This window comes from Rhodococcus sp. S3 (genome assembly GCF_058211795.1).
Map to the genome: position 1 here is coordinate 3,909,017 of NZ_CM177074.1, position 19,085 is coordinate 3,928,101.

Consider the following 19,085-nt stretch of genomic DNA (forward strand, 5'->3'; position numbering starts at 1 on the left):
GCCCGACGAAACCGAGTGGTACGTCTATTCTTCCGGCAGTCGCAGGAAGAACCGGTTGGCATCCCGCCGGTGCATCAGCACGATCGCTCCGACGGTCGCGACGGCTTGCAGAATGCCCACCACACCGAGTATCCAGCCCGCGCCGCCCTCCCCGACGCCCACACCGAAGACGGTGGGCAGGGTCGACAGCGACATGAACACCCCGAGCAGGGTGAGCAGCATCCGGGCCCAGTTCTTGGCCTTCAACAGCTGCCTGACCACCAGATACAGCAGTCCGACGATCACCAGGCCGATGCCGGCGGTCAGCGCGACCAGCACCGGAACCGCCGATTCGAGCTGCTCCGTCGTGACCCCCTCGACGGCCTGATCGGTGGCCATCATCGTCATCAGATCGAGCAGTTCGTCGCGTCGACCGAGCAGATCGGCGAGACTTGCCGCCAAACTCACGACGGCGAGAGCGAGTACCCCGCACCACAATTGGTAGGCCGTCGTGACGTCTCCGGGAACGGGACGATTCGCCGCGGGACCGGGCCCGACAGGAGGTGCGGGGAAGCTCATGACAGGCGACCCGCGACCTCGGCGGCCCAGTAGGTGAGGACGACGTCCGCGCCGGCCCGCCGGATGCCGACCAGCGATTCGAGGATCGCCGCGTCGCGATCGATCCAGCCCTTCTGCGCGGCCGCGGTGATCATCGAGTACTCCCCCGAGATCTGGTAGGCGGCCACCGGGACGGGCGATCGGTCGGCGACCTCGCGCAGCACGTCGAGGTACGACATCGCCGGCTTGACCATCACCATGTCGGCGCCCTCGGCGAGGTCGAGGTCCACCTCGTGCAGCGACTCGCGACGGTTCGCCGGATCCTGCTGGTAGGTGCGGCGATCGCCCTCGAGGGACGAGCCGACGGCGTCGCGGAAGGGACCGTAGAACGCCGAGGCGTACTTCGCGGAGTAGGCGAGCTGACCGACCTCGGTGTGCCCGGCCTCGTCGAGCGCCGACCGGATGAAGCCGATCTGACCGTCCATCATGCCGCTCGGGCCGAGCAGATGCGCTCCGGCCTCGGCCTGCGCGACGGCCATCTCGGCATAGCGCTCCAGGGTGGCGTCGTTGTCGACGACACCGGTGTCGGTGAGCACACCGCAGTGGCCGTGATCGGTGAACTCGTCGAGGCAGGTGTCGGCCATGATCACCGTGGAGTCGCCGAGTTCGCTGCGCAGCGACCGCAGCGCGCGGTTGAGCACACCGTCGGGATCGCTCGCCGCGGAACCGCGGGCGTCCTTGTCCTCGGGGCGCGGCACACCGAAGAGCATCAGGCCGCCGACACCGGCGGACACGGCCTCGGCCGCGGCCTTGCGGAGCGAATCGGCGGTGTGCTGGTACACACCGGGCATCGACGCGATCTCGCGCGGCTCGTCGAGACCGTCGGCCACGAACATCGGTAACACGAGGTGGCGGGGTTCGAGGGAGGTCTCTGCCACGAGTCGTCGGATGGCAGGTGTGCTGCGAAGCCGGCGGGGACGGATGTCGGGAAACATGGGGAGAACACCTTCCATACGGGCCGTGCGCGGCCCCGGTAGTGGCGACTACCGGAACCGCGCACGGATCATCGGATCACGAGAGATCAGCGGCGGGCGCGGGACTTCTTCCGCGGCGGGGGCAGCGCGCCCTCGGCGCGGAGCCGGGCCGCGTGCTCGGCGAGCGCGTCGACCAGGGGCCCGATCTGCGCGGTCTCGGGCTGCACGTCCACCCGCAGACCGAACTCGATCGCCGTCTCGGCCGTCTTCGGGCCGATGCACGCGACGATCGTGCGGGCGTGCGGCTTGCCGGCGATACCCACGAGATTGCGGACCGTCGACGACGACGTGAAGCACACCGCGTCGAAACCACCGGTCTTGATCATCTCGCGGGTCGCGGCCGGCGGCGGAGCGGCACGCACGGTGCGGTAGGCGGTGACGTCGTCGATCTCCCAGCCGCGCTCGCGCAAGCCCTCGGCGAGGGTCTCGGTGGCGATGTCGGCGCGCGGCAGCAGCACCCGGTTGACCGGGTCGAAGACGTCGTCGTACGGGGCGAACTCCGCGAGCAGGCCGAGGCTGGACTGTTCGCCGCTGGGCACGAGCTCGGGGATGATGCCGAACGAGCGCACCTTCGCGGCGGTGGCCTCACCGACGCACGCGATCTTGACGCCGGAGAACGCCCGCGCGTCGAGACCGAACGCCTCGAACTTCTCCCACACCGCACGCACCGCGTTGGTAGAGGTGAAGACCACCCACTGGTAGCGGCCGTCGACCAGTCCCTTGACCGCGCGTTCCATCTGCGCGGGACTGCGCGGCGGCTCGACCGCGATGGTCGGCACCTCCATCGGGATGGCGCCGTGCGTGACGAGCCGCTCGCTCATCTCGCCGGCCTGATCCTTGGTGCGGGGCACGAGCACGGTCCAGCCGTACAGCGCGCGCGACTCCCACCACGACATCTTGTTGCGGTGCGAGACGACCTTGCCGACGGTGACGACGAGCGGCCCGACGAGCTCGGAACCCGCATCGTTCAGGGTCGCGAGGGTGGCCTCGACGGTGCGCTGCTGGCGGGTGGTGCCGCGCACGGTGATCGCGGCGGGGGTCTGCGGCGCGAGACCGTGCTCGACGAGCGCGCTGGCGGTCTCGGCGAGGTGACCGGAGGTCGCGTGGAGAACGAGGGGGCCGGGGGCTGCGGCGAGCGCGGCCCAGTCGACCTCTCCGCGCACGTCGACCTCGGTGTGGCACGAGCCGAGCGCCATGCCGGCGTAGCTCGGCACCGACGACCCGGCGGGCAGGCCCGGCAGGACCTCGAAGACCACCTGGGTGCGGGCGACGGCGTTGACCTCGGCGATCACCGAGTCGGTGGTGAGGGGGTCACCGGCGACGAGGCGCACCACGTCGCGTCCGGCCTTCGCCTCGGCGACGAGCGTCTTGGCGACCTCGGCGGGCTCGCCGAGCGCGGGGCGGACCTCGGCGACGGGCTCACCGGTCTCCGGGTCGGTGCCGTGATCGACACCGACGAGGGCCACGACACCCTTGTCGACATCGGGGTCGGTGAAGGCGATCGTGGCGCCCGCCAGCACGTCACGCGCGCGCACGGTGAGCAGCGCAGGATCGCCCGGACCCGATCCCACGAACAGGATGCGCCCGGGGTTGTGCTTACGGACTCGGCTCATCGGTCATTCTCCAGTGCGGTCAAATCAGCGGTAAGGGCAAATCGGGTGACGGTGACGGCTGGGTCAATCATCGGCAGGTCTCGTCTCGGGGACGACCCCGTGCTCGACCATGAGCTCGCGCGCACCGAGCTCGAGCAGTTCGCGGGCGACACGACGACCGAGTTCCTCGGCCTTCTCCGGCGCCCCCACCGCGCTCGCTCGCAGCACATCCGATCCGTCCATGGCGGCGGCGCATCCACGCACCGACAGTTCCTCGATCACCCGGCCGTCGTCGTCGAGCGACTCGACGACGTCGGCGATCGCCCCCACCGGTGCGGTGCATCCGGCTTCGAGTTCGGCGAGCAGCGAGCGCTCCGCGACGACGGCGGCGCGGCTCGGCGCGTGGTCGAGTCCGGCGAGCAGCTCGATCATCTCGGGATCGTCCGACCGGCACTCGACGGCGAGTGCACCCTGCGACGGCGCGGGCAGCATCTGCACCGGTTCGAGGGACTCGGTGACGCGGTCCAGGCGTCCGATGCGCGACAGTCCGGCCCGCGCGATGACGATCGCGTCGAGTTCGCCGGAGTCGACCTTGCCGATGCGGGTGTCGATGTTGCCGCGCAGCGGTTCGATCTGCAGTCCCAGGCCGAGCGCGGCGAGTTGTGCCCGCCGGCGCGGCGCCGAGGTACCGACCTTCGAGCCGGGCGGCAGCTCGCCGAGGACGAGTCCGTCGCGGGCGACGAGCGCGTCACGCGGATCCTCCCGCTCGGGGACGGCCGCGACGACCAGACGCGGATCCTGGAAGGTCGGCAGGTCCTTGTAGGAGTGCACGGCGACGTCGACCTCACCGGCGAGCAGCGCCTCGCGCAGCTCGGCGGTGAACACGCCGACGCCGATGCGCTGCACCGGGCCGGGCGTCACGTCGCCCTTCGTGGTGATGACGACGAGCTCTGCCGGGCGACCCGCGGCGATGAGTGCGTCGCGCACGGTACCGGCCTGGGTCGTGGCGAGCACGCTGCCGCGGGTACCGATCCGCAGAGGACGATCCTGCCGAGCAACATCGTCGCGGGAAACCGATGCGGCTTCGGTGCTCATGCGGTGCCGTCCTTTCGTGAGGCCTGGAGTTCGGTGGTGACAGCGGGGTCCAGCGCGGCGGACAGATCCCCCGAGAGGGTGGGATCGGTCAGCGAGCTCAGATCCTTGGTGGGTGTCGCGACCGCCTCGACCGAGCCCGGGCGCAGCTCGAACAGCTCGCGCAGGGCCTCGGCGTACTGGTCGCCTCCCGGCGTCGACGCGAGCTGCTTGACGCGCACCGTCGGGGCGTGGAGGAGCTTGTCGACGACCCGGCGCACGGTGCGGGCGACCTCGCCGCGCTGGCCGTCGTCGAGATCGGGCAGTCGCGATTCGAGGCGCATCAGTTCGCCCTCGACCACCTCGGCGGCGCGCTGACGCAGTGCCGTCACGGTGGGGGTGACCTCGGCGAGTCGCTGCGCGGTGAGGTACTGCGACAGCTCGGCGGCGACGATCTTGCGGGCGGCCTCCGCGTCGGTCGCGGCGGCACCGGCCGACGGGTCGCGTTGCAGCGACTCCATGTCGAAGACCTGCACGCCCGGCAGACCGGCCACGGCGGTGTCGACGTCGCGGGGCAGACCGAGATCGCAGATCGCGAGGGGGCGTTCGCCGCGGCCGGGCTGCGCGAGTGCGCGGTGCGCGTCGGCGAGGGTGACGACGGCGCCCACCGCTCCGGTGCAGGTGACGGCGACGTCGGCGCGGCTCAGCGCGGTCGCGAGATCGTCGAATCCGACGACCTCGGCGTCGACACCGGCGGCCCGTGCGGTCTCGGCGAGTCGCTCGGCACGGTCGCGGGTGCGGTTGGCGACGACGATCGAGCCGACCTCGGCGCGGACGAGATGCGCGACCGCGAGGCCGCCCATGGCGCCGGCGCCGATCACCGCGGCGGTGCGACCCTTCAGGTCGCCTCCGAGGAAGTTCGCGGCCTTCTCGAGCGCGACCGACACGACGGACGCACCGGCGGCGTCGATGCCGGTCTCCGAGTGCACCCGCTTGCCGACGCGCAGCGCCTGCTGCGCGAGTTCGTGCAGGGTGCGGCCCGCGGCCTGCTGGGCGTCGGCGGCGGCGTAGGCGGTGCGGATCTGGCCGAGGATCTGCTGCTCCCCCACGACCATCGAGTCGAGCCCGCTGGCGACGGAGAAGAGGTGTTCGGCAGCGGCCTCGCTGTACCGGACGTAGGCGTGCTTGTGCAGTTCGGTGACGGGCAGACCCGAGTGCTCGGCGAGCAGTTCGCTGACCGCGGCGAGCGCGCCGTGGAAGGCGTCGACCACCGCGTAGATCTCCACCCGGTTGCAGGTGGAGACGATCATCGCTTCGGAGATCTTGTCCGACGCCAGCATCTTGTCGGTGAGCTTGGGACGGTCGGTGTCCGTGACCGCCACCTTCTCGAGCACCGGGACCGGTGCGCTCCTATGCGATATCCCGACGAGGAGAACACTCACGGTGCGATCACCGATCCGTTTCTGGTCGCGGCCGAGCCCATCGGACCCGCCTTTCCTGTTGTGGTACGCCGTGCAGAGCTCCGGGTGGACACCCGCGGGATGCCGGCGGGGCGTACGTCGCCGGCTGCAGGACGAACGTCAGCGGTCGCGGCGCGGGGGGTCTCCCCGTTGCGCGTGCTGTTGAACGAGAGAACCTGCATCTCGACGGACAGATCGACGCGTCGGATCTCGACGTGGTCGGGGACATCGAGTTCGACGGGAGCGAAGCTCAGGATGCTGCGCACTCCTGCGAGCACGAGCCGATCGCACACCTGCTGCGCTGCCTCGTCGGGGGTGGCGACGACACCGATGGTCGCGCCGAGTTCACGGGCTCCGTTCTCGAGATCGTCGACGTGACGCACGACGAGATCGCCCACACGTGTGCCCACCACGTCGGGATCGGAATCGAAGAGTCCGGCCATCGTGAATCCGCGGCGGTCGAAGCCCGGATACCGGGCGAGGGCGCGGCCGAGGCTGCCCACTCCGACGAGCACGACACGATGGCCCCGGTCGAGTCCGAGAGCTGCTTCGATGCGGGACTGGAGGCGCAGGACGTCGTAGCCGACGCCGCGCACTCCGTTGGGTCCGAGGAAGGACAGATCCTTGCGCAGTTTGGCCGAACCGACCCCGGCCGCGGCCGCGAGTTCCTCACTGGAGACGATGAGGGTGCCCGCTTCGGCGAACGCACCGAGGACCCGGAGGTAAGTGGCGAGACGCGTCACAGTAGCCTGTGGGATATCGCGGACCGGAGGGGTGGGAGTGGCACCCTCGCCGGACTCGGCGGTGCCGCGAGCGTCCTCGCCCTGCGGTGGGTGCAACTGCGTCACGGTACGTGGCTCCTCGTCCGGCCGGTGGATACACGCCTGGCCTCACGGTGATCCGGGAATTCGTTCACACCACGGTAACCGCTTGTGAAGCCATGCACAAAGTTGCTCGAAGCACCCCGAATGTGCTTCCCACCTGCTGTACGACAAGGACCTGCCGACTCAGCGGGCGAGATCTGCGCGCAGTCGCGGCTCGTCCACCTCCCAGTAGCTGTGCTCGCGTCCGTCGAGGAGAACGACGGGCAGACGGTCCCCGAATTCGGCCCGCAGATCGGGATCGGTTGCGGCAGCGACATCCACGTCGATGCAGGTGACCTCGACGCCGAGCTCCTCCGCGAGCGCCTCGAGCTGCTCGCGCGCCGGACCGCACGCACCGCACCCGGCGCGCACCAGAAGGGTCAGGTGATGACGGCTCGCGGAGCCGCTCGTTGCCGATGACGATTGCTCACTCATGCCTCCACTGTGCGGCACGACCTGTCGAGATGAACGTCACACCCGGTCACGGGGGCGACGGCCTCCCGGTGACGGGCCGTATCGCGGGCTAGGCTTGGCGCGGGTCACCCGTGTATGCGGGCGCCGTGTGCGCGGCGCCCGGAGCACAGGGGTCACACGGGGCCCGCCCGTTTCGACAGCCCCGCCCGTTACGACACCGGAGGTGCGAGTGCCAGGACGTTCGTTTCCCTACGGATGGGGCATGGGTGAGACGTGGGCGCGCATCATCCGTCCCGGACGTCGGCTCTTCTCTCGCAAGTTCGGGCCCAGCGAGGAAGAGGTCCGCGCCAATCTCGCAGGTGAGGCGAGCGCCGATGCCGCCCTCGCGTTGCAGGAATCCCGTGTCGAGCCCGAGCCCTCCCCCGACACCACTCCCGTCCCGCGCGATCTGACCGCGGCGGCGTTCTTCGACGTCGACAACACGATGGTGCAGGGCGCGTCGATCATCCACTTCGCCCGTGGCCTCGTCGCCCGGGACTACTTCGACAAGTCCGACCTGTTCGAGTTCGCCTGGCAGCAGGTCAAGTTCCGCCTGACGGGCAAGGAGAACATGAACGACGTCGCGTCCGGTCGCGACAAGGCTCTGTCGTTCGTGCAGGGCCGCTCCACCGAGGAACTGCGCCGGCTCGGCGAGGAGATCTACGACGACATCATCGCCGACAAGATCTGGCCGGGCACCCGCGCGCTCGCGCAGATGCACCTCGACGCGGGCCAGCAGGTGTGGCTCGTGACCGCGACGCCGGTCGAACTGGCCGACGTCATCGCCGAACGCCTCGGCCTGACCGGTGCGCTCGGCACCGTCGCCGAGTCGGAGGACGGCGTCTTCACGGGCCGCCTCGTCGGCGACATCCTGCACGGTCTCGGCAAGGCGCACGCGGTGCGGGCCCTCGCGATCCGTGAGGGTCTGAATCTCAAGCGCTGCACGGCCTATTCGGACAGCCACAACGACGTGCCGATGCTCTCGGTGGTCGGCACGGCCGTCGCGATCAATCCCGATCCGGACCTGCGGCAGGTCGCTCGCACACGTGGGTGGGAGATCCGCGACTTCCGGACGGCGCGCAAGGCCGCGAAGGTCGGGGTTCCGACGGCGCTCGGCCTCGGTGCCGCGGGTGGTGCGGTCGCGGTCCTCGTGGGCCGCCGCCGCGACCGAGCGGCCTGACAGTACAGCCGCGACCGAGCGGCCTGACAGTACAGCCGCGACCGAGCGGCCTGACAGTACAGCCGCGACCGAGCGGCCTGATTTCCGTCTTTCTCAGCCGAGGAAGACGTTCCGCCGGCGCGTGAGCAGCTTGTAGAGGGTCTGCTGGATCGTCTCGCGCACGTGGTCGGTGACCTCGAACAGGACCATCGGATCCTCCGCCGCGGCGTCGTCGTACACGTCGGTGACGATCGGTGTGCCGAACTCGATGTACCACTTCGACGGCAGCGGCACGATTCCGAGCGGGCCGAGCGCCGGGAACAGCGGGGTGATCGGGAAGTAGGGCAGGCCGAGCAGACGCGCGAGCGAGGTGAGGTCGGCGATGTTCGGGTAGATCTCCTCGGAGCCGACGATCGAGCACGGCACGATGGGCGCCTGGGTGCGCAGGGCGGCCGACACGAAACCGCCGCGGCCGAACCGTTGCAGTTTGTAGCGCTCCTTGAACGGCTTGCCGAGTCCCTTGTAGCCCTCGGGGAAGACCGCGACCACCTGGTCCTGCCGGAGGAGCCGTTCGGCGTCGGGATGGCACGCGAGGGTGTGGCCGGCCTTGCGCGTCACCGTTCCGACGACGGGCATACCGAAGGCGAGGTCGGCGGCGAGCATCCGCAGGTGACGATCCGCGTGATCGTGCACGGCGACGGAGGTCATCAGTGCGTCGACGGGGAGCGTGCCGGCGTGGTTGGCGACGACGAGTGCGCTGCCTTCGGCGGGGATGTTCTCGACGCCTCGGACCTCGACGCGGAACCACTTGTCGAACAGGGGTCGCAGGACCGGCAGGACGACGTTCTCGGTGAAGTGCGGGTCGAAGCCGAAGTCGTCGACCTCGTAGTCGCCGGTCATCCGGCGACGGACGAACTCGGCGGTGGCGGTGACCTGTTGTGCGAGGGTGCCGCGCAGGTCGTCGAGGAACCGGTCGGTGCGGCTCACCTGTTCGGGGGTGGGCGGTGGCCCCATCGACGGATGGGGTGTGCGTGTGACCCGTTCGCCGGGACGGCGGTTGCCGGCGTGCAACGGGATGACCTTCGCGACCTCCGTCATCGCGTCTCCCTCGTCTCTCCGAGCACGGAGAGCGCCATCGACTCGGCCTTGTCCACCCATTCGGTCTTCACGATGCGGGTGAGGGCGAGGCCCCGGGCGAAATCGTCGAGCGCTTCTCTCGTGGTCCAGCGTGGTTCGAATCCGAACTCGTTGCGCATGCGCGTGGTGTCGAGTCCGCATCCGAAATGGAAATAGTCGAGTTCTTCCTTGGTGAAGGAGTTCATCACGGAACCCATGAGTGCGTGCCCGGCCGTGCGGAACAGCGCGTAGGGCATCGGCACGGTGACGCCCCCGGCCCGGCGCACGGCCTGGGTCATCATGACGATGCCCTCACCGGCGATGTTGTACGTCCCGGGTGGTCCGGCGACGACCGCGTGTTCGAGCGCGCCGAGCGCGTCCTCCTCGTGCAGCAGCTGCAATCGCGCGTCGCGGCCGAGCACGTTGGGGACGAGCGGGGAGGTGAGATAGCTCGACACCGAGCCGGGCAGCCGGTTCCCGACGGTGGGTGCGAGCCGGAGGATGGTGGTCGCGATGTCACTGCGCCGGCGGGCGACGCCACGCAGGTAGCCCTCGACCTCCATCATGTCGCGGGCGAAGGCGCCCGTGGGCCGGCGGCGGGCGCTCATCTCCTCGGTGAACTTCGCGGGATCCTTGGCACTCGAGCCGTAGACGACGGACGACGAGCGCAGCACGATCCTGCGCACCGAGGGTGCCTTCTGGCACACCGCGAACAGCTGCATCGCGCCGAGGACGTTCATGTCCTTCATCGCCGTGCGGCTCCCCGACTTGGGGGCCTTCGTGACGGCGGACGCGTGGACGACGGTGTCGACGTCCATGTTGCGGATGATCTTGCCGATGAGAGGGTTGCGGATGTCGGCGAGCACGAACTCGGCCCGCCCCATGCGCCGGAGCATGTCCTTCGACGGCGACTGGGTGTCGACGCCGATCACCCGCTCGATGTCCGGATTCTGAGCGAGCCTGGTGACGAGGAAACCACCCAGGAACCGACTTGCTCCGGTGACCAGCACGACTCGTGGACGTGCCACTTCGTGCCCCTGCGAAACCACTCGTGAAACCCCCTGCTGCACCACACGCGTCATCGGTCACATTCGCCCCGACGCGGTATGCCGTCCCACAATACGGCCACTTCGCTGCCATCGCACGACTCGCGGGTGAACTTCCGGGTACCGGGATGCACAGACGAACGATGCCCGTCACCATGGAGGTGACGGGCATCGGACAGGCGCAGGGCTTACTTGCCGAGTTTACGACGCTGCACTCGGGTGCGGCGGAGCAGCTTGCGGTGCTTCTTCTTCGACATGCGCTTACGGCGCTTCTTGATCACAGATCCCATGTGGGCATCCCTCACGTTCCTTGTAGCGTTCCTGCGCACGCCGGTGACGTACGCCTGATGTATGTCGACGCTGGGCCTCGTGGCGACGAGTAACAGCGCCTCACGACACCGGCTGGCCGGTACGACGACAAGCAATCCTACCGGGGCGGCCCACCCGGCGTGAAACCGAGGTCCGCCCCGGAACGCGACTTCCCTCGCGCACCGGAACGGTTCGTCGTACCGTCGTCCCCCGACGACGCGCCGACCGTCCCTGTCCGACCTCTATCCGACGTCGAAGTACGACGTCTCGAGGTAGTCGTGGACGGCCTTCGCATGCACGCGGAACGAGCGTCCCACGCGCACTGCGGGTAGTTCGCCACTGTGCACCAGCCTGTACACGGTCATCTTCGACACCCGCATGAGAGCTGCCACCTCGGCAACCGTCAGGAACTGGGTACCGGCGAGAACCGACTGTCCGTCTTGAGGTTGACCCTTCGACGGCGTGTTTCCTGAAACCATTACACACCTCCGGCACGCCCGCGCCGCCGGCTTCCCCTCCGGCGGAACAGACACGCACGTGCTGATTCGAGCTTAGCGTGACGAATGGTTCCTGTGCGACGATGCAGCTGGGGAATTTCCGGCGGGCGGCTGTTCGTCGCCACGCTACGCCCCGCAGTGACGTCTGTCAGCCTTCCGCAGTGACGCCTGTGAGCGTTCCGCAGGGACGCCTGTGAGCGCTCCGCAGTGACGCCCTGCGAGAGCCTCGGGTGGACGCCCTGTCAGGCGGTTCCGGACAGCCCCTCCCGGGCCGCGGGCGACGGCTGGTCCGATGCCGCCCCGAGCTGCGCGGAGCGACGCTTCGCGGCGTCGAGCGCCTCGTAGAAGGCCGTACGCAGCCCTCCACGCTCGAGTTCACGGATGGCAGCCGCCGTGGTGCCACCCGGCGAGGTGACCGCGGCGCGCAGATCGGCGGCGTTGTCCCCCGAACGCGCGAGCATCGCGGCCGAGCCGGTCATCGTCTGCACCACCAGATCGGTGGCCACGGCCCGCGTCAGGCCGAGCGAGACACCGGCGTCGATCATCGCCTCCGCGACGAGGAAGAAGTAGGCGGGGCCGGATCCGGAGACCGCGGTGACCGCGTCGATCTGCGATTCCGGGACCACCGAGACCGTTCCCACGCTCGCGAGGATCTCGCGGATCGTGTCGAGATGCTGCTGCTTGACGTACCGGCCGGCGGACAGCACGCTCGCGCCCTCCCCGACGAGCATCGGGGTGTTCGGCATCACGCGTACGACGGGGAAGCCCGCCGGGAGCTTGGTCTCGTAGCGAACCGTCGGGATGCCTGCGGCCAGCGACACCAGGATCTGCTCGTCGTCGTTCCCGGCGTCGACCGCTGCGAGAGCGGTGACGACGACGTCCACGTCGTTGGGCTTGACGGCCACGACCACCACATCGGCGCCTTCCGCGGCGTCGGCGGTGCTGTCGGTGACCCGGATCGAGTAGGTCCGCGACAGTTCCTCGCGCCGTTCCTCGAACTTCTCGGCGACCACGAGGTCCTTGGTCGCGAAGCCGTTCTTCAGCAGACCCGAGACCAGCGCCTCGCCGATCCTGCCGCCACCGATCACTGCGATTCTCGTCATGGGGACAGCCTGCCACGACCGTCCGTGCGGCCTACACCACGGTCGCCGCCCGTCGGGACGGGCCGCTGTCGGGCGGATCAGCGCGGCATCATGGCCAGCTGACGCGACTGCACGACCACCTGGCCGGTCGAGTCGACGACGGTGTGGTCCTCTTCGAACCAGGTGTTGCCGAGGACGCTGCTCTCGGCGATGACGCGCAGCCATCCCGGAGCCGGCACCCGCCGCAGATATGCGGTGAGTTGCACCGTCGGCGCCCAGCCGAAACGGCCGAGGTTCATCGCGACGGGAGCCGACACGTCGCCGCACATGAGCGCGAACAGCACCGAGGTGTCGACATCGGCCTCGTCGCCCGGCGACGGCCGCGTCCACATCGACACGAGCGGTTCGCCCTGCTGCCCGTCGAGGAAACGCGCGGTGGCGGAGTCGATCCGGAGGCGGGAGGTGGCGGCGAACTTCACGATCTGCCCCATGGGGTGCTCGGGGGTGACGAGCACCGACTCGGCCGGCGGGTCGGCGGGCATGGTGGTCGCGCGGTGCGGCACGGTGTGGAAGGGCTCCTCGGAGTCCGGCGTGCCGAGGGTGACGCTCGCCCGCACCGCCACGCGTCCGGCCTGGGACAGTTCGACGTCCACGAGACCGATCTGCTTGCCCTGTTTGCGCAGCACGGTGGTGATCTCGACGTCGCCGGGATCGGGCGCGGCGACGAACGAGGCGCTGACGGCGAGGGGCTGGGTGAGCGGGTCGACGCCGGCGTCGAGCACCGACCTGCGCGCCGCGGACGCGCACACCGCGAGCATGCATCCGCCGTGCACCTTGGGTCCGATGGTCCACACCGGATCGATGTGCGCCTGCCAGGCAGAGGTGCCGTCGGGGTGGTCCCCCGGCACCCGGGTGACCGAGGTCAGGTCGAGGAAGGGCCGGTCGGTGAGGGTCACTGCTGCTCCTGGTCGTCGTTCGGGGCCGGATCGGCGCCGGTCGTGGGGAGTTCACCGGACCCGAACATGCGGGCGGCGAGATGTTGGTGGGCCAGTCGGCGCATGGCCGTGAGGACCGGTTCGTACAGGGCCGTCCCGAGCACGGCCGCTTCCACGGTGGCCTCCCGGGAGTGCGTCGGCAGCAACTCGAGATCGACTTCGGCGATGGCGCGGACGTGACGGCCGTAGGCGTCGATCCGGCGGTCGTCCATCCGCAGGCCGGCGGCCTCGAGGGCCGCGAGCGCGTGTTCGAGTTGGGCCACGCCCGCGAACCGCGGGTCGTAGATCTGGCCGAGGTGTTCGAGCACGCGGCGGGCGCGGGGGTAGTCGGGGCCGACCGAGTCCTCGACGTAGGGCGGCAGCGCGGCGATGGCGTGGCCGAGTTCGACGAACAGGTCGTCGCGCGGGTTGTCGACGAGGTCCACGACGGTCTTGATCTTCTCGAGGGGCAGACCCTGCGCGGCGAGAGCGCGGACCAGACCCAAACGGCGGACGTGCCGGTCGTCGTAGGTCGCCGAGGTGACGCTCGTCGCCACGCCCGGCATGAGCAGCCCTTCACGCAGGTAGTACTTCACCGTCGGCAGCGGTACGCCGCAGCGCTCGGCGAGTTCCGAGATACGCACAGATCACCTCCATCCCTTGACACCGGATACTACAACTATCCAGTATTGGATAGTGAAACTATCCAGTGATGGAGTCCCGGCCGAGGAGGCCCTCATGCATCCGCTCGTGACCATCGTTCTCGGGAGCACCGTGCTCACCGTCGCAGGCATCGCCTTCGGAGGCACCTTCCTGCTGCGCGTCGCCGCGGGCGGCGTACCCACCAACGACCTGCAGAAGACGTTCTTCCGTGCCGGTCACGCCCACGCGGGAGTACTCGTCACGCTCGGGCTGCTCATCGCCGTTCTCACACACGTCGTGGGCGCATCACCCGGTTGGTCGGCGGCCGGTGCCATCGCCGTGCTCGTCGCCGCGATCCTGATCCCGGCAGGCTTCTTCCTGTCGGTGCTCGGGCCCGATCCGGCCCGGCCCGGCCGGATGTTCGCGGCGGTCCGGCTCGGCGCCGTCTCCCTCACCGCGGGCGTGCTGATCTCAGGCGTCGCCGTGCTCGCCGCCGGAATCGCGGCCCTCTGAGGCGGGGACGCGCGCAATGTCCGTGTGCCGGGGACTCTCGGGGCCGGCGGTGATCGCACGCGTCGCCGAGCGATCCAGGTGCGTGCGCGCGAAGGCCAGCGAACGCGCCAGCATCCCGGCGCGCTCGGCACGCGTCCGTGCGCTCTGGGTGCTGATCTCCAGGACCACGTGACCGCCGAAGTCGCTCGCGGCGAGCCGGCGGCACACGTCCGCACAGGGTTGCGTGCCCGTTCCCGGGACGAGATGTTCGTCGAGCGAGGAGCCCCGGCCGTCGGCGAGATGGAGGTGAGCGAGCCCCTCCCCCATCCGATCCGCGAGCGCGAGGGCGTCGGCCCCGGCGGTCGCGGTGTGCGACAGGTCGAGCGTGTAGTGCGCGAAACCGGTGTCGGTGGGGTCGAGCGACGGGCTGTAGGCCGAGACCGCGCGGCCGGGTCCGCGCCGGCGCAGACGTTCGGCGCCGCGATCACGACCGCCGAAGACGACGTCGGCCCTCATCGGGTACATGTTCTCGACCGCGACCACCACGTGACTGTCTGCCCCGAGTGCTGCGACCTGGTCGGAGAATCCCTCCGCATAGCGACGCTGCCACCGGAAGGGCGGATGGACCACGACGGTCTCCGCACCGAGGATCTCGGCGACACGCACCGAACGGTCGAGCTTGGCGGCGGGATCGGATCCCCACACGCGCTGCGAGATCAGCAGGCACGGCACATGCACGGCGAGCACCGGCACGCCGTACTCGCGGACCAGACGTTCCACCGAGGTGGGGTCCTGGCTCACCGGTTCGGCCCACACCATCAGTTCGACCCCGTCGAAACCGAGATCGGCCGCGAAGCGGAACGCCGCTTCGGTGTTCTCCGGATAGACCGAAGCGGTGGACAGCCCTACCCGGATTCCCTGCGCGGTCGGCATCGGCTCACCCGGGCAGCAGGAACAACAGCGGCCCGAAGGCCACGAATGCTCCCACCGCGAGCGCGATGAGCTGACTCGTGATGTCGTCGGTGCGCCGCAGGACGCGCACCAGCGCGACCAGGCCCACGATCACCAGCAGCGCGAGGGCGAAGGCGACCCACGGCAGGAGATCCCACAACCGCTCGAATCCCTTGAAGAGCAATCCGCCCGCGACGATCGCGGCAACGCTCTCGCCGATCAGCAACGCCCACTGCTTGAGGCCGCTGCCCTGTTCCGCGTCGGCGGACTCGTCGTCCGCACTCTGCCGTGCCGAGTCGTCGGTGGCGCCGGCCGCTGCCTTCTTGCTCTTGCCGCGCGACTTCTGCGACCGCGACGATGCCGACCCCTCGGCGGCGTCGGACGCGGCGTCCGCGGCACCGATGGTGTCGGTCGAGTCGTCGGCGTCGGAGCCGGTGCCCTGCAGGTCGCTGGCCGGGCCGGAGAGCAGTCGCGGTTCGGCGACGTCGGCCTTGCGCACCGACACCGCCGGGGCGCCCGCCTTCTCGGACTTCGTGTCCGACTTCTTGTCGGCGACCGCTGCTCCCTCACCGGACGGCGAGCCGGTCGCGGCCGCTCCGAGATGCGCCCGCGCGCGACGGGGAAGCGCCTCGGGACGGATGACCTCGGTCGGCGACTCGATCTTGGGCGGAGCCGCCTTGGACGCCGCCTCCGTAGGTGCGGCCGCCTTGGAGACCGCATCCGTCTTCGACACCGCGTCCGTCGATGCGGGCGTCTTCGCGGCGGGCGGTGTCTTCGCGGCGGGCGGTGTCTTCGTGACGGCAGGCGTGCTCGTTCCGGTCTTCACCGGCGGCGTCTTCGTCCCGACGGCGACCCGCGGGGTCACGGTGGTCTTCTCGATGTCGGACAGCGCGAAGGTCGCCGCCTTCGGCGTCTCGAGCTTCGGTGTCTCGATGTTCGGAGTCTCGACCTTGCGCGGCGCCGGCACGACCTTCGACGGGGTCCCCGCATCGGCAGTAGCCGTCGAGGAAGCCGAATCCGTCTGCGCAGAAGCGTTTTCGGCGTCGGCAGAGGTGTGCCGCTCACCCTTGCCGTCCGCGCGGTCGTCGGCCGCGCGGGTGATCGGGATCTCGCCCGTCAGTTCGGCGACGGAGATGCCGCCGCTCGCGCCTCGTCGGCGTCGTCCCCCGGCCCGCGTTCCCACCTTCTGGCCGTTACGCGCCAACAGCTCGGCCACGGAGATCTGCCCCGTGTCGTTGCTGCGATTCTCGCTCATCCGGTTGCCACCACCAGTTCGCCACCCATATCCGTATCGAGCTTCCGAAGAATCAGGCCTTCGCGCAACGCCCACGGGCAGATCTGCAGCGTCTCCACTCCGAGGGCACGCATGCTCGCCTCCGCGACGAGGGCGCCGGCGACGAGTTGCTCGGACCGGTCCGAGCTGACGCCTTCGAGTTCTGCCCGGTCGGCCGTGGTCATCCGGGAGATGAAGGCGATGAGCTGGCGCAGTCCGCTCGCCGTCAGGGTCCGTTGTACCCGCAGGCCGGCCGAGGAGGGGGCCGCGCCGGTGAGGCGGGCCAGGGTCCGGAAGGTCTTGGAGGTACCCACACATAGGTCGGGGTCGCCCGCGTTGCGTATGACCTTCGCCGGTTCGGCGAGTTCCGCGTCGAGCCAGTCGCGCAGCGCCGAGATACGGCGCTTGCCGGGCGGGTCCTCACGGAACCAGTCGCGCGTGAGCCGTCCCGCACCGAGCTGGAGGGAGTAGGCGATCTCGGGGTCCTCGTCGCCGCCGAAGGTGAGCTCGAGCGAACCACCACCGATGTCGAGGTCGAGGATGTTCCCGGCGCTCCAGCCGTACCAGCGGCGCACGGCCAGGAAGGTCAGCCGCGCCTCGTCCTCACCGGAGAGCACGTCCAGCGACACCCCGGCCTCCCGGCGCACCCGATCGAGGACGGCCTCGGAGTTGCCGGCGTCGCGCACCGCGGAGGTCGCGAACGCCATGAGCTCGCCGCATCCCGAAGTGCGGGCGATGCCGGCGAACTCGGCGGTGGTCTCGACGAGCCGCTCGGCGCCCTTGGGGGTGATGTCGCCGTTGTCGTCCATGTTCTCGGACAGCCGCAGCGTGGCCTTCGTCGAACTCATCGGCGTGGGGTGCCCACCACGATGGGCGTCCACCACCAACAGGTGAACGGTGTTGCTTCCGACGTCGAGTACCCCTAAGCGCACATCAATACGGTACTGGGTCTACCGTCGGGACCTGTGACAGCAGGTATGTCCCATGCCCCACACAAACTCGACCCGGCCCCCGAAGTCCCTCTGGACTTTCCTCGGGAATGGGTGGAGTTCACCGACCCCGACAACGACGAACACGTCATCGCCGCAGACATGACATGGCTGCTCTCGCGGTGGACCTGCGTGTTCGGCACTCCGGCGTGCCAGGGCATCATCGCCGAGCGACCCGACGACGGGTGCTGCTCGCACGGCGCGTTCCTGTCCGACGACGACGATCGCAAGAAGCTGGCGAAGGCAGTGAAACACCTCACGCCGGCCGATTGGCAGTTCATGGACAAGGGCCTGGGCAAGAAGGGCTACCTCGAAGAGGACGAGATCGACGACGAGCCCGCCCTGCGCACCCGCCGCTACAAGGGTGCGTGCATCTTCCTCAACCGTCCCGGATTCGAGGGCGGTCAGGGCTGCGCCCTCCACACCATGGCGTTGCGACGCGGCATCGAACCGCTCGAGATGAAGCCCGACGTGTGCTGGCAGCTCCCGATCCGTCGCACCCAGGACTGGGTGGAGCGCCCCGACGGCACCGAGATCCTGCGCACGGTCATCACCGAGTACGACCGGCGCGGCTGGGGCGAGGGTGGCCACGACCTCGACTGGTACTGTTCCGGCTCCCCCGACGCGCACGTCGGCGAGCGTCCGGTCTGGCAGTCGTACGCCCCCGAACTCACCGAACTCCTCGGTGCGGCGGCCTACGACGAGCTCGCGCGCCTGTGCCGGCGACGCCAGGGACTGGGTCTGATCGCGATCCATCCCGCGACGTCGGCAGCACAGGCGGGCTCGCCTGCCGGTTCCGGTCAGGCTTCGAGCTTGTAACCCAGGCCGCGCACCGTCACGAGGTGGCGCGGCTTGGCCGGGTCCTCCTCGATCTTCGAGCGCAGTCGCTTGACGTGGACGTCGAGGGTCTTGGTGTCGCCGACGTAGTCGGCGCCCCACACCCGGTCGATGAGCTGTCCGCGGGTGAGCACCCGCCCGGAGTTCCGCAGGAGATATTCGAGCAGGTCGAATTCCTTGAGCGGCATGGCAACCGGCTCGCCGTTGACGTGCACGACGTGACGGTCGACGTCCATCCGCACGGGCCCGGCCTCGAGCAGGCCGTCGTCCGCCGCCGTCTCGCTCTCGGTGTCGGCGCCGCGTCGCAGGACCGCCCGGATGCGGGCGATGAGTTCGCGCGCCGAGTACGGCTTGGTGACGTAGTCGTCGGCGCCGAGTTCGAGTCCGACGACCTTGTCGATCTCGCTGTCGCGGGCGGTGACCATGATGACCGGGACACCCGAACGGGTCCGCAACTGCTTGCACACGTCGGTGCCGCTCATTCCGGGGAGCATCAGATCGAGCAGGACGATATCGGCGCCCTCCCGGTCGAACTCGGCGAGGGCCGACGGGCCGTCGCCGGCGATCGTCGTCTCGAACCCCTCCTTGCGCAGCAGGAAGGCGAGCGGATCCGCCAACGATTCCTCGTCCTCGACGATCAGCACACGCGTCACGAGCTGGTCCTCCGTCTGTTTCTCGGTGTCCGTCCGCCCGGGAACCCGGGTGGGG

21 protein-coding genes are annotated in these 19,085 nt (G+C 69.6%); 3 read left to right on the forward strand and 18 right to left on the reverse strand.

Annotated elements, in window-relative coordinates:
- Positions 1-24 precede the first annotated feature (24 nt).
- The 7 genes from AC0LPE_RS18080 to AC0LPE_RS18110 form a co-directional block, all read right to left on the reverse strand.
- Positions 25-558 (reverse strand): hypothetical protein, encoded by a 534-nt coding sequence (locus AC0LPE_RS18080; protein WP_229565349.1) that lies wholly within the window; start codon positions 556-558, stop codon positions 25-27.
- Entirely contained in the window at positions 555-1,532 is a 978-nt protein-coding gene (hemB, locus tag AC0LPE_RS18085; RefSeq protein ID WP_060650866.1) for a porphobilinogen synthase, read from the reverse strand. The genes AC0LPE_RS18080 and hemB overlap by 4 nt, the downstream gene beginning before the upstream one ends.
- Before the next feature lie 86 nt (positions 1,533-1,618).
- Positions 1,619-3,184 carry a bifunctional uroporphyrinogen-III C-methyltransferase/uroporphyrinogen-III synthase gene (locus AC0LPE_RS18090; protein WP_016693742.1) on the reverse strand — a complete coding sequence of 522 codons (1,566 nt, stop codon included), beginning with the start codon at positions 3,182-3,184 and terminating at the stop codon, positions 1,619-1,621.
- Between the two features lie 63 nt (positions 3,185-3,247).
- Positions 3,248-4,258: a hydroxymethylbilane synthase gene (hemC, locus tag AC0LPE_RS18095; RefSeq protein WP_016693741.1), complete on the reverse strand. Its 1,011-nt coding sequence runs from the start codon at positions 4,256-4,258 to the stop codon at positions 3,248-3,250.
- Positions 4,255-5,676, reverse strand: a complete 1,422-nt coding sequence (locus AC0LPE_RS18100) for a glutamyl-tRNA reductase (protein ID WP_026061480.1) — start codon at positions 5,674-5,676, stop codon at positions 4,255-4,257. The genes hemC and AC0LPE_RS18100 overlap by 4 nt, the downstream gene beginning before the upstream one ends.
- A complete protein-coding gene (locus AC0LPE_RS18105; protein ID WP_026061479.1) occupies positions 5,673-6,542 on the reverse strand; it encodes a redox-sensing transcriptional repressor Rex in 870 nt (289 codons plus the stop codon). The genes AC0LPE_RS18100 and AC0LPE_RS18105 overlap by 4 nt, the downstream gene beginning before the upstream one ends.
- A 159-nt stretch (positions 6,543-6,701) precedes the next feature.
- Positions 6,702-6,992 carry a glutaredoxin family protein gene (locus AC0LPE_RS18110; RefSeq protein ID WP_006552340.1) on the reverse strand — a complete coding sequence of 97 codons (291 nt, stop codon included), beginning with the start codon at positions 6,990-6,992 and terminating at the stop codon, positions 6,702-6,704.
- A gap of 241 nt (positions 6,993-7,233) precedes the next feature.
- Between AC0LPE_RS18110 and AC0LPE_RS18115 the strand changes: the two genes are divergently transcribed.
- Positions 7,234-8,190: an HAD family hydrolase gene (locus tag AC0LPE_RS18115; protein WP_016693737.1), complete on the forward strand. Its 957-nt coding sequence runs from the start codon at positions 7,234-7,236 to the stop codon at positions 8,188-8,190.
- 93 nt (positions 8,191-8,283) lie between these two features.
- Here AC0LPE_RS18115 and AC0LPE_RS18120 read toward each other — a convergent pair whose 3' ends face one another.
- From AC0LPE_RS18120 to AC0LPE_RS18150, 7 genes are all read right to left on the reverse strand, one after another.
- Complete coding sequence (locus tag AC0LPE_RS18120; RefSeq protein WP_016693736.1) at positions 8,284-9,267, reverse strand: lysophospholipid acyltransferase family protein; 984 nt, start codon at positions 9,265-9,267, stop codon at positions 8,284-8,286.
- A complete protein-coding gene (locus AC0LPE_RS18125) occupies positions 9,264-10,295 on the reverse strand; it encodes an NAD-dependent epimerase/dehydratase family protein (protein ID WP_088897069.1) in 1,032 nt (343 codons plus the stop codon). The genes AC0LPE_RS18120 and AC0LPE_RS18125 overlap by 4 nt, the downstream gene beginning before the upstream one ends.
- A 224-nt stretch (positions 10,296-10,519) precedes the next feature.
- A complete protein-coding gene (locus tag AC0LPE_RS18130; protein ID WP_003402602.1) occupies positions 10,520-10,621 on the reverse strand; it encodes a 30S ribosomal protein bS22 in 102 nt (33 codons plus the stop codon).
- 261 nt (positions 10,622-10,882) lie between these two features.
- Positions 10,883-11,119 carry a helix-turn-helix domain-containing protein gene (locus tag AC0LPE_RS18135; protein ID WP_006552345.1) on the reverse strand — a complete coding sequence of 79 codons (237 nt, stop codon included), beginning with the start codon at positions 11,117-11,119 and terminating at the stop codon, positions 10,883-10,885.
- Positions 11,120-11,379: 260 nt separating this feature from the next.
- Complete coding sequence (gene proC / locus AC0LPE_RS18140; RefSeq protein WP_490604920.1) at positions 11,380-12,240, reverse strand: pyrroline-5-carboxylate reductase; 861 nt, start codon at positions 12,238-12,240, stop codon at positions 11,380-11,382.
- A 77-nt stretch (positions 12,241-12,317) separates the two neighbouring features.
- Positions 12,318-13,175: a thioesterase family protein gene (locus tag AC0LPE_RS18145; RefSeq protein ID WP_145693270.1), complete on the reverse strand. Its 858-nt coding sequence runs from the start codon at positions 13,173-13,175 to the stop codon at positions 12,318-12,320.
- Complete coding sequence (locus tag AC0LPE_RS18150; RefSeq protein ID WP_490604921.1) at positions 13,172-13,837, reverse strand: MerR family transcriptional regulator; 666 nt, start codon at positions 13,835-13,837, stop codon at positions 13,172-13,174. The genes AC0LPE_RS18145 and AC0LPE_RS18150 overlap by 4 nt, the downstream gene beginning before the upstream one ends.
- Before the next feature lie 94 nt (positions 13,838-13,931).
- Here AC0LPE_RS18150 and AC0LPE_RS18155 point away from each other — a divergent pair, with 94 nt between their 5' ends.
- Positions 13,932-14,348: a hypothetical protein gene (locus AC0LPE_RS18155; protein WP_264721852.1), complete on the forward strand. Its 417-nt coding sequence runs from the start codon at positions 13,932-13,934 to the stop codon at positions 14,346-14,348.
- On the opposite strand, the gene AC0LPE_RS18160 is transcribed toward AC0LPE_RS18155, so the two are convergent.
- From AC0LPE_RS18160 to AC0LPE_RS18170, 3 genes are read right to left on the reverse strand one after another with little or no spacing between them, the layout of a single operon-like run.
- Positions 14,307-15,260 (reverse strand): sugar phosphate isomerase/epimerase family protein, encoded by a 954-nt coding sequence (locus AC0LPE_RS18160; RefSeq protein ID WP_490604922.1) that lies wholly within the window; start codon positions 15,258-15,260, stop codon positions 14,307-14,309. The two genes, AC0LPE_RS18155 and AC0LPE_RS18160, sit on opposite strands and share 42 nt — an antisense overlap.
- 4 nt (positions 15,261-15,264) lie before the next feature.
- On the reverse strand, positions 15,265-16,533 hold the full coding sequence (locus tag AC0LPE_RS18165; RefSeq protein WP_490604923.1) for an Rv0497 family membrane protein: 1,269 nt from the start codon (positions 16,531-16,533) through the stop codon (positions 15,265-15,267).
- Positions 16,530-17,483: a Ppx/GppA family phosphatase gene (locus tag AC0LPE_RS18170; RefSeq protein ID WP_490604924.1), complete on the reverse strand. Its 954-nt coding sequence runs from the start codon at positions 17,481-17,483 to the stop codon at positions 16,530-16,532. Before AC0LPE_RS18170 ends, AC0LPE_RS18165 begins: the two co-directional genes overlap by 4 nt.
- A 45-nt stretch (positions 17,484-17,528) precedes the next feature.
- Between AC0LPE_RS18170 and AC0LPE_RS18175 the strand changes: the two genes are divergently transcribed.
- Positions 17,529-18,359, forward strand: coding sequence for a DUF3109 family protein (locus AC0LPE_RS18175; protein ID WP_202399780.1), 831 nt, complete (start codon positions 17,529-17,531; stop codon positions 18,357-18,359).
- Here the strand turns inward: AC0LPE_RS18175 and AC0LPE_RS18180 are convergent.
- Entirely contained in the window at positions 18,341-19,030 is a 690-nt protein-coding gene (locus AC0LPE_RS18180; RefSeq protein WP_016693724.1) for a response regulator transcription factor, read from the reverse strand. The two genes, AC0LPE_RS18175 and AC0LPE_RS18180, sit on opposite strands and share 19 nt — an antisense overlap.
- Between the last annotated feature and the right edge of the window lie 55 nt (positions 19,031-19,085).

What these genes read in the sequence shown, in the direction of transcription:
- AC0LPE_RS18080 (WP_229565349.1), bottom strand. Translation starts at nt 558, where the DNA reads ATGAGCTTCCCCGCACCTCCTGTCGGGCCCGGTCCCGCGGCGAATCGT.
- hemB (WP_060650866.1), bottom strand. Translation starts at nt 1,532, where the DNA reads ATGTTTCCCGACATCCGTCCCCGCCGGCTTCGCAGCACACCTGCCATC.
- AC0LPE_RS18090 (WP_016693742.1), bottom strand. Translation starts at nt 3,184, where the DNA reads ATGAGCCGAGTCCGTAAGCACAACCCCGGGCGCATCCTGTTCGTGGGA.
- hemC (WP_016693741.1), bottom strand. Translation starts at nt 4,258, where the DNA reads ATGAGCACCGAAGCCGCATCGGTTTCCCGCGACGATGTTGCTCGGCAG.
- AC0LPE_RS18110 (WP_006552340.1), bottom strand. Translation starts at nt 6,992, where the DNA reads ATGAGTGAGCAATCGTCATCGGCAACGAGCGGCTCCGCGAGCCGTCAT.
- AC0LPE_RS18115 (WP_016693737.1), top strand. Translation starts at nt 7,234, where the DNA reads ATGGGTGAGACGTGGGCGCGCATCATCCGTCCCGGACGTCGGCTCTTC.
- AC0LPE_RS18120 (WP_016693736.1), bottom strand. Translation starts at nt 9,267, where the DNA reads ATGACGGAGGTCGCGAAGGTCATCCCGTTGCACGCCGGCAACCGCCGT.
- AC0LPE_RS18130 (WP_003402602.1), bottom strand. Translation starts at nt 10,621, where the DNA reads ATGGGATCTGTGATCAAGAAGCGCCGTAAGCGCATGTCGAAGAAGAAG.
- AC0LPE_RS18135 (WP_006552345.1), bottom strand. Translation starts at nt 11,119, where the DNA reads ATGGTTTCAGGAAACACGCCGTCGAAGGGTCAACCTCAAGACGGACAG.
- proC (WP_490604920.1), bottom strand. Translation starts at nt 12,240, where the DNA reads ATGACGAGAATCGCAGTGATCGGTGGCGGCAGGATCGGCGAGGCGCTG.
- AC0LPE_RS18155 (WP_264721852.1), top strand. Translation starts at nt 13,932, where the DNA reads ATGCATCCGCTCGTGACCATCGTTCTCGGGAGCACCGTGCTCACCGTC.
- AC0LPE_RS18160 (WP_490604922.1), bottom strand. Translation starts at nt 15,260, where the DNA reads ATGCCGACCGCGCAGGGAATCCGGGTAGGGCTGTCCACCGCTTCGGTC.
- AC0LPE_RS18165 (WP_490604923.1), bottom strand. Translation starts at nt 16,533, where the DNA reads ATGAGCGAGAATCGCAGCAACGACACGGGGCAGATCTCCGTGGCCGAG.
- AC0LPE_RS18175 (WP_202399780.1), top strand. Translation starts at nt 17,529, where the DNA reads ATGTCCCATGCCCCACACAAACTCGACCCGGCCCCCGAAGTCCCTCTG.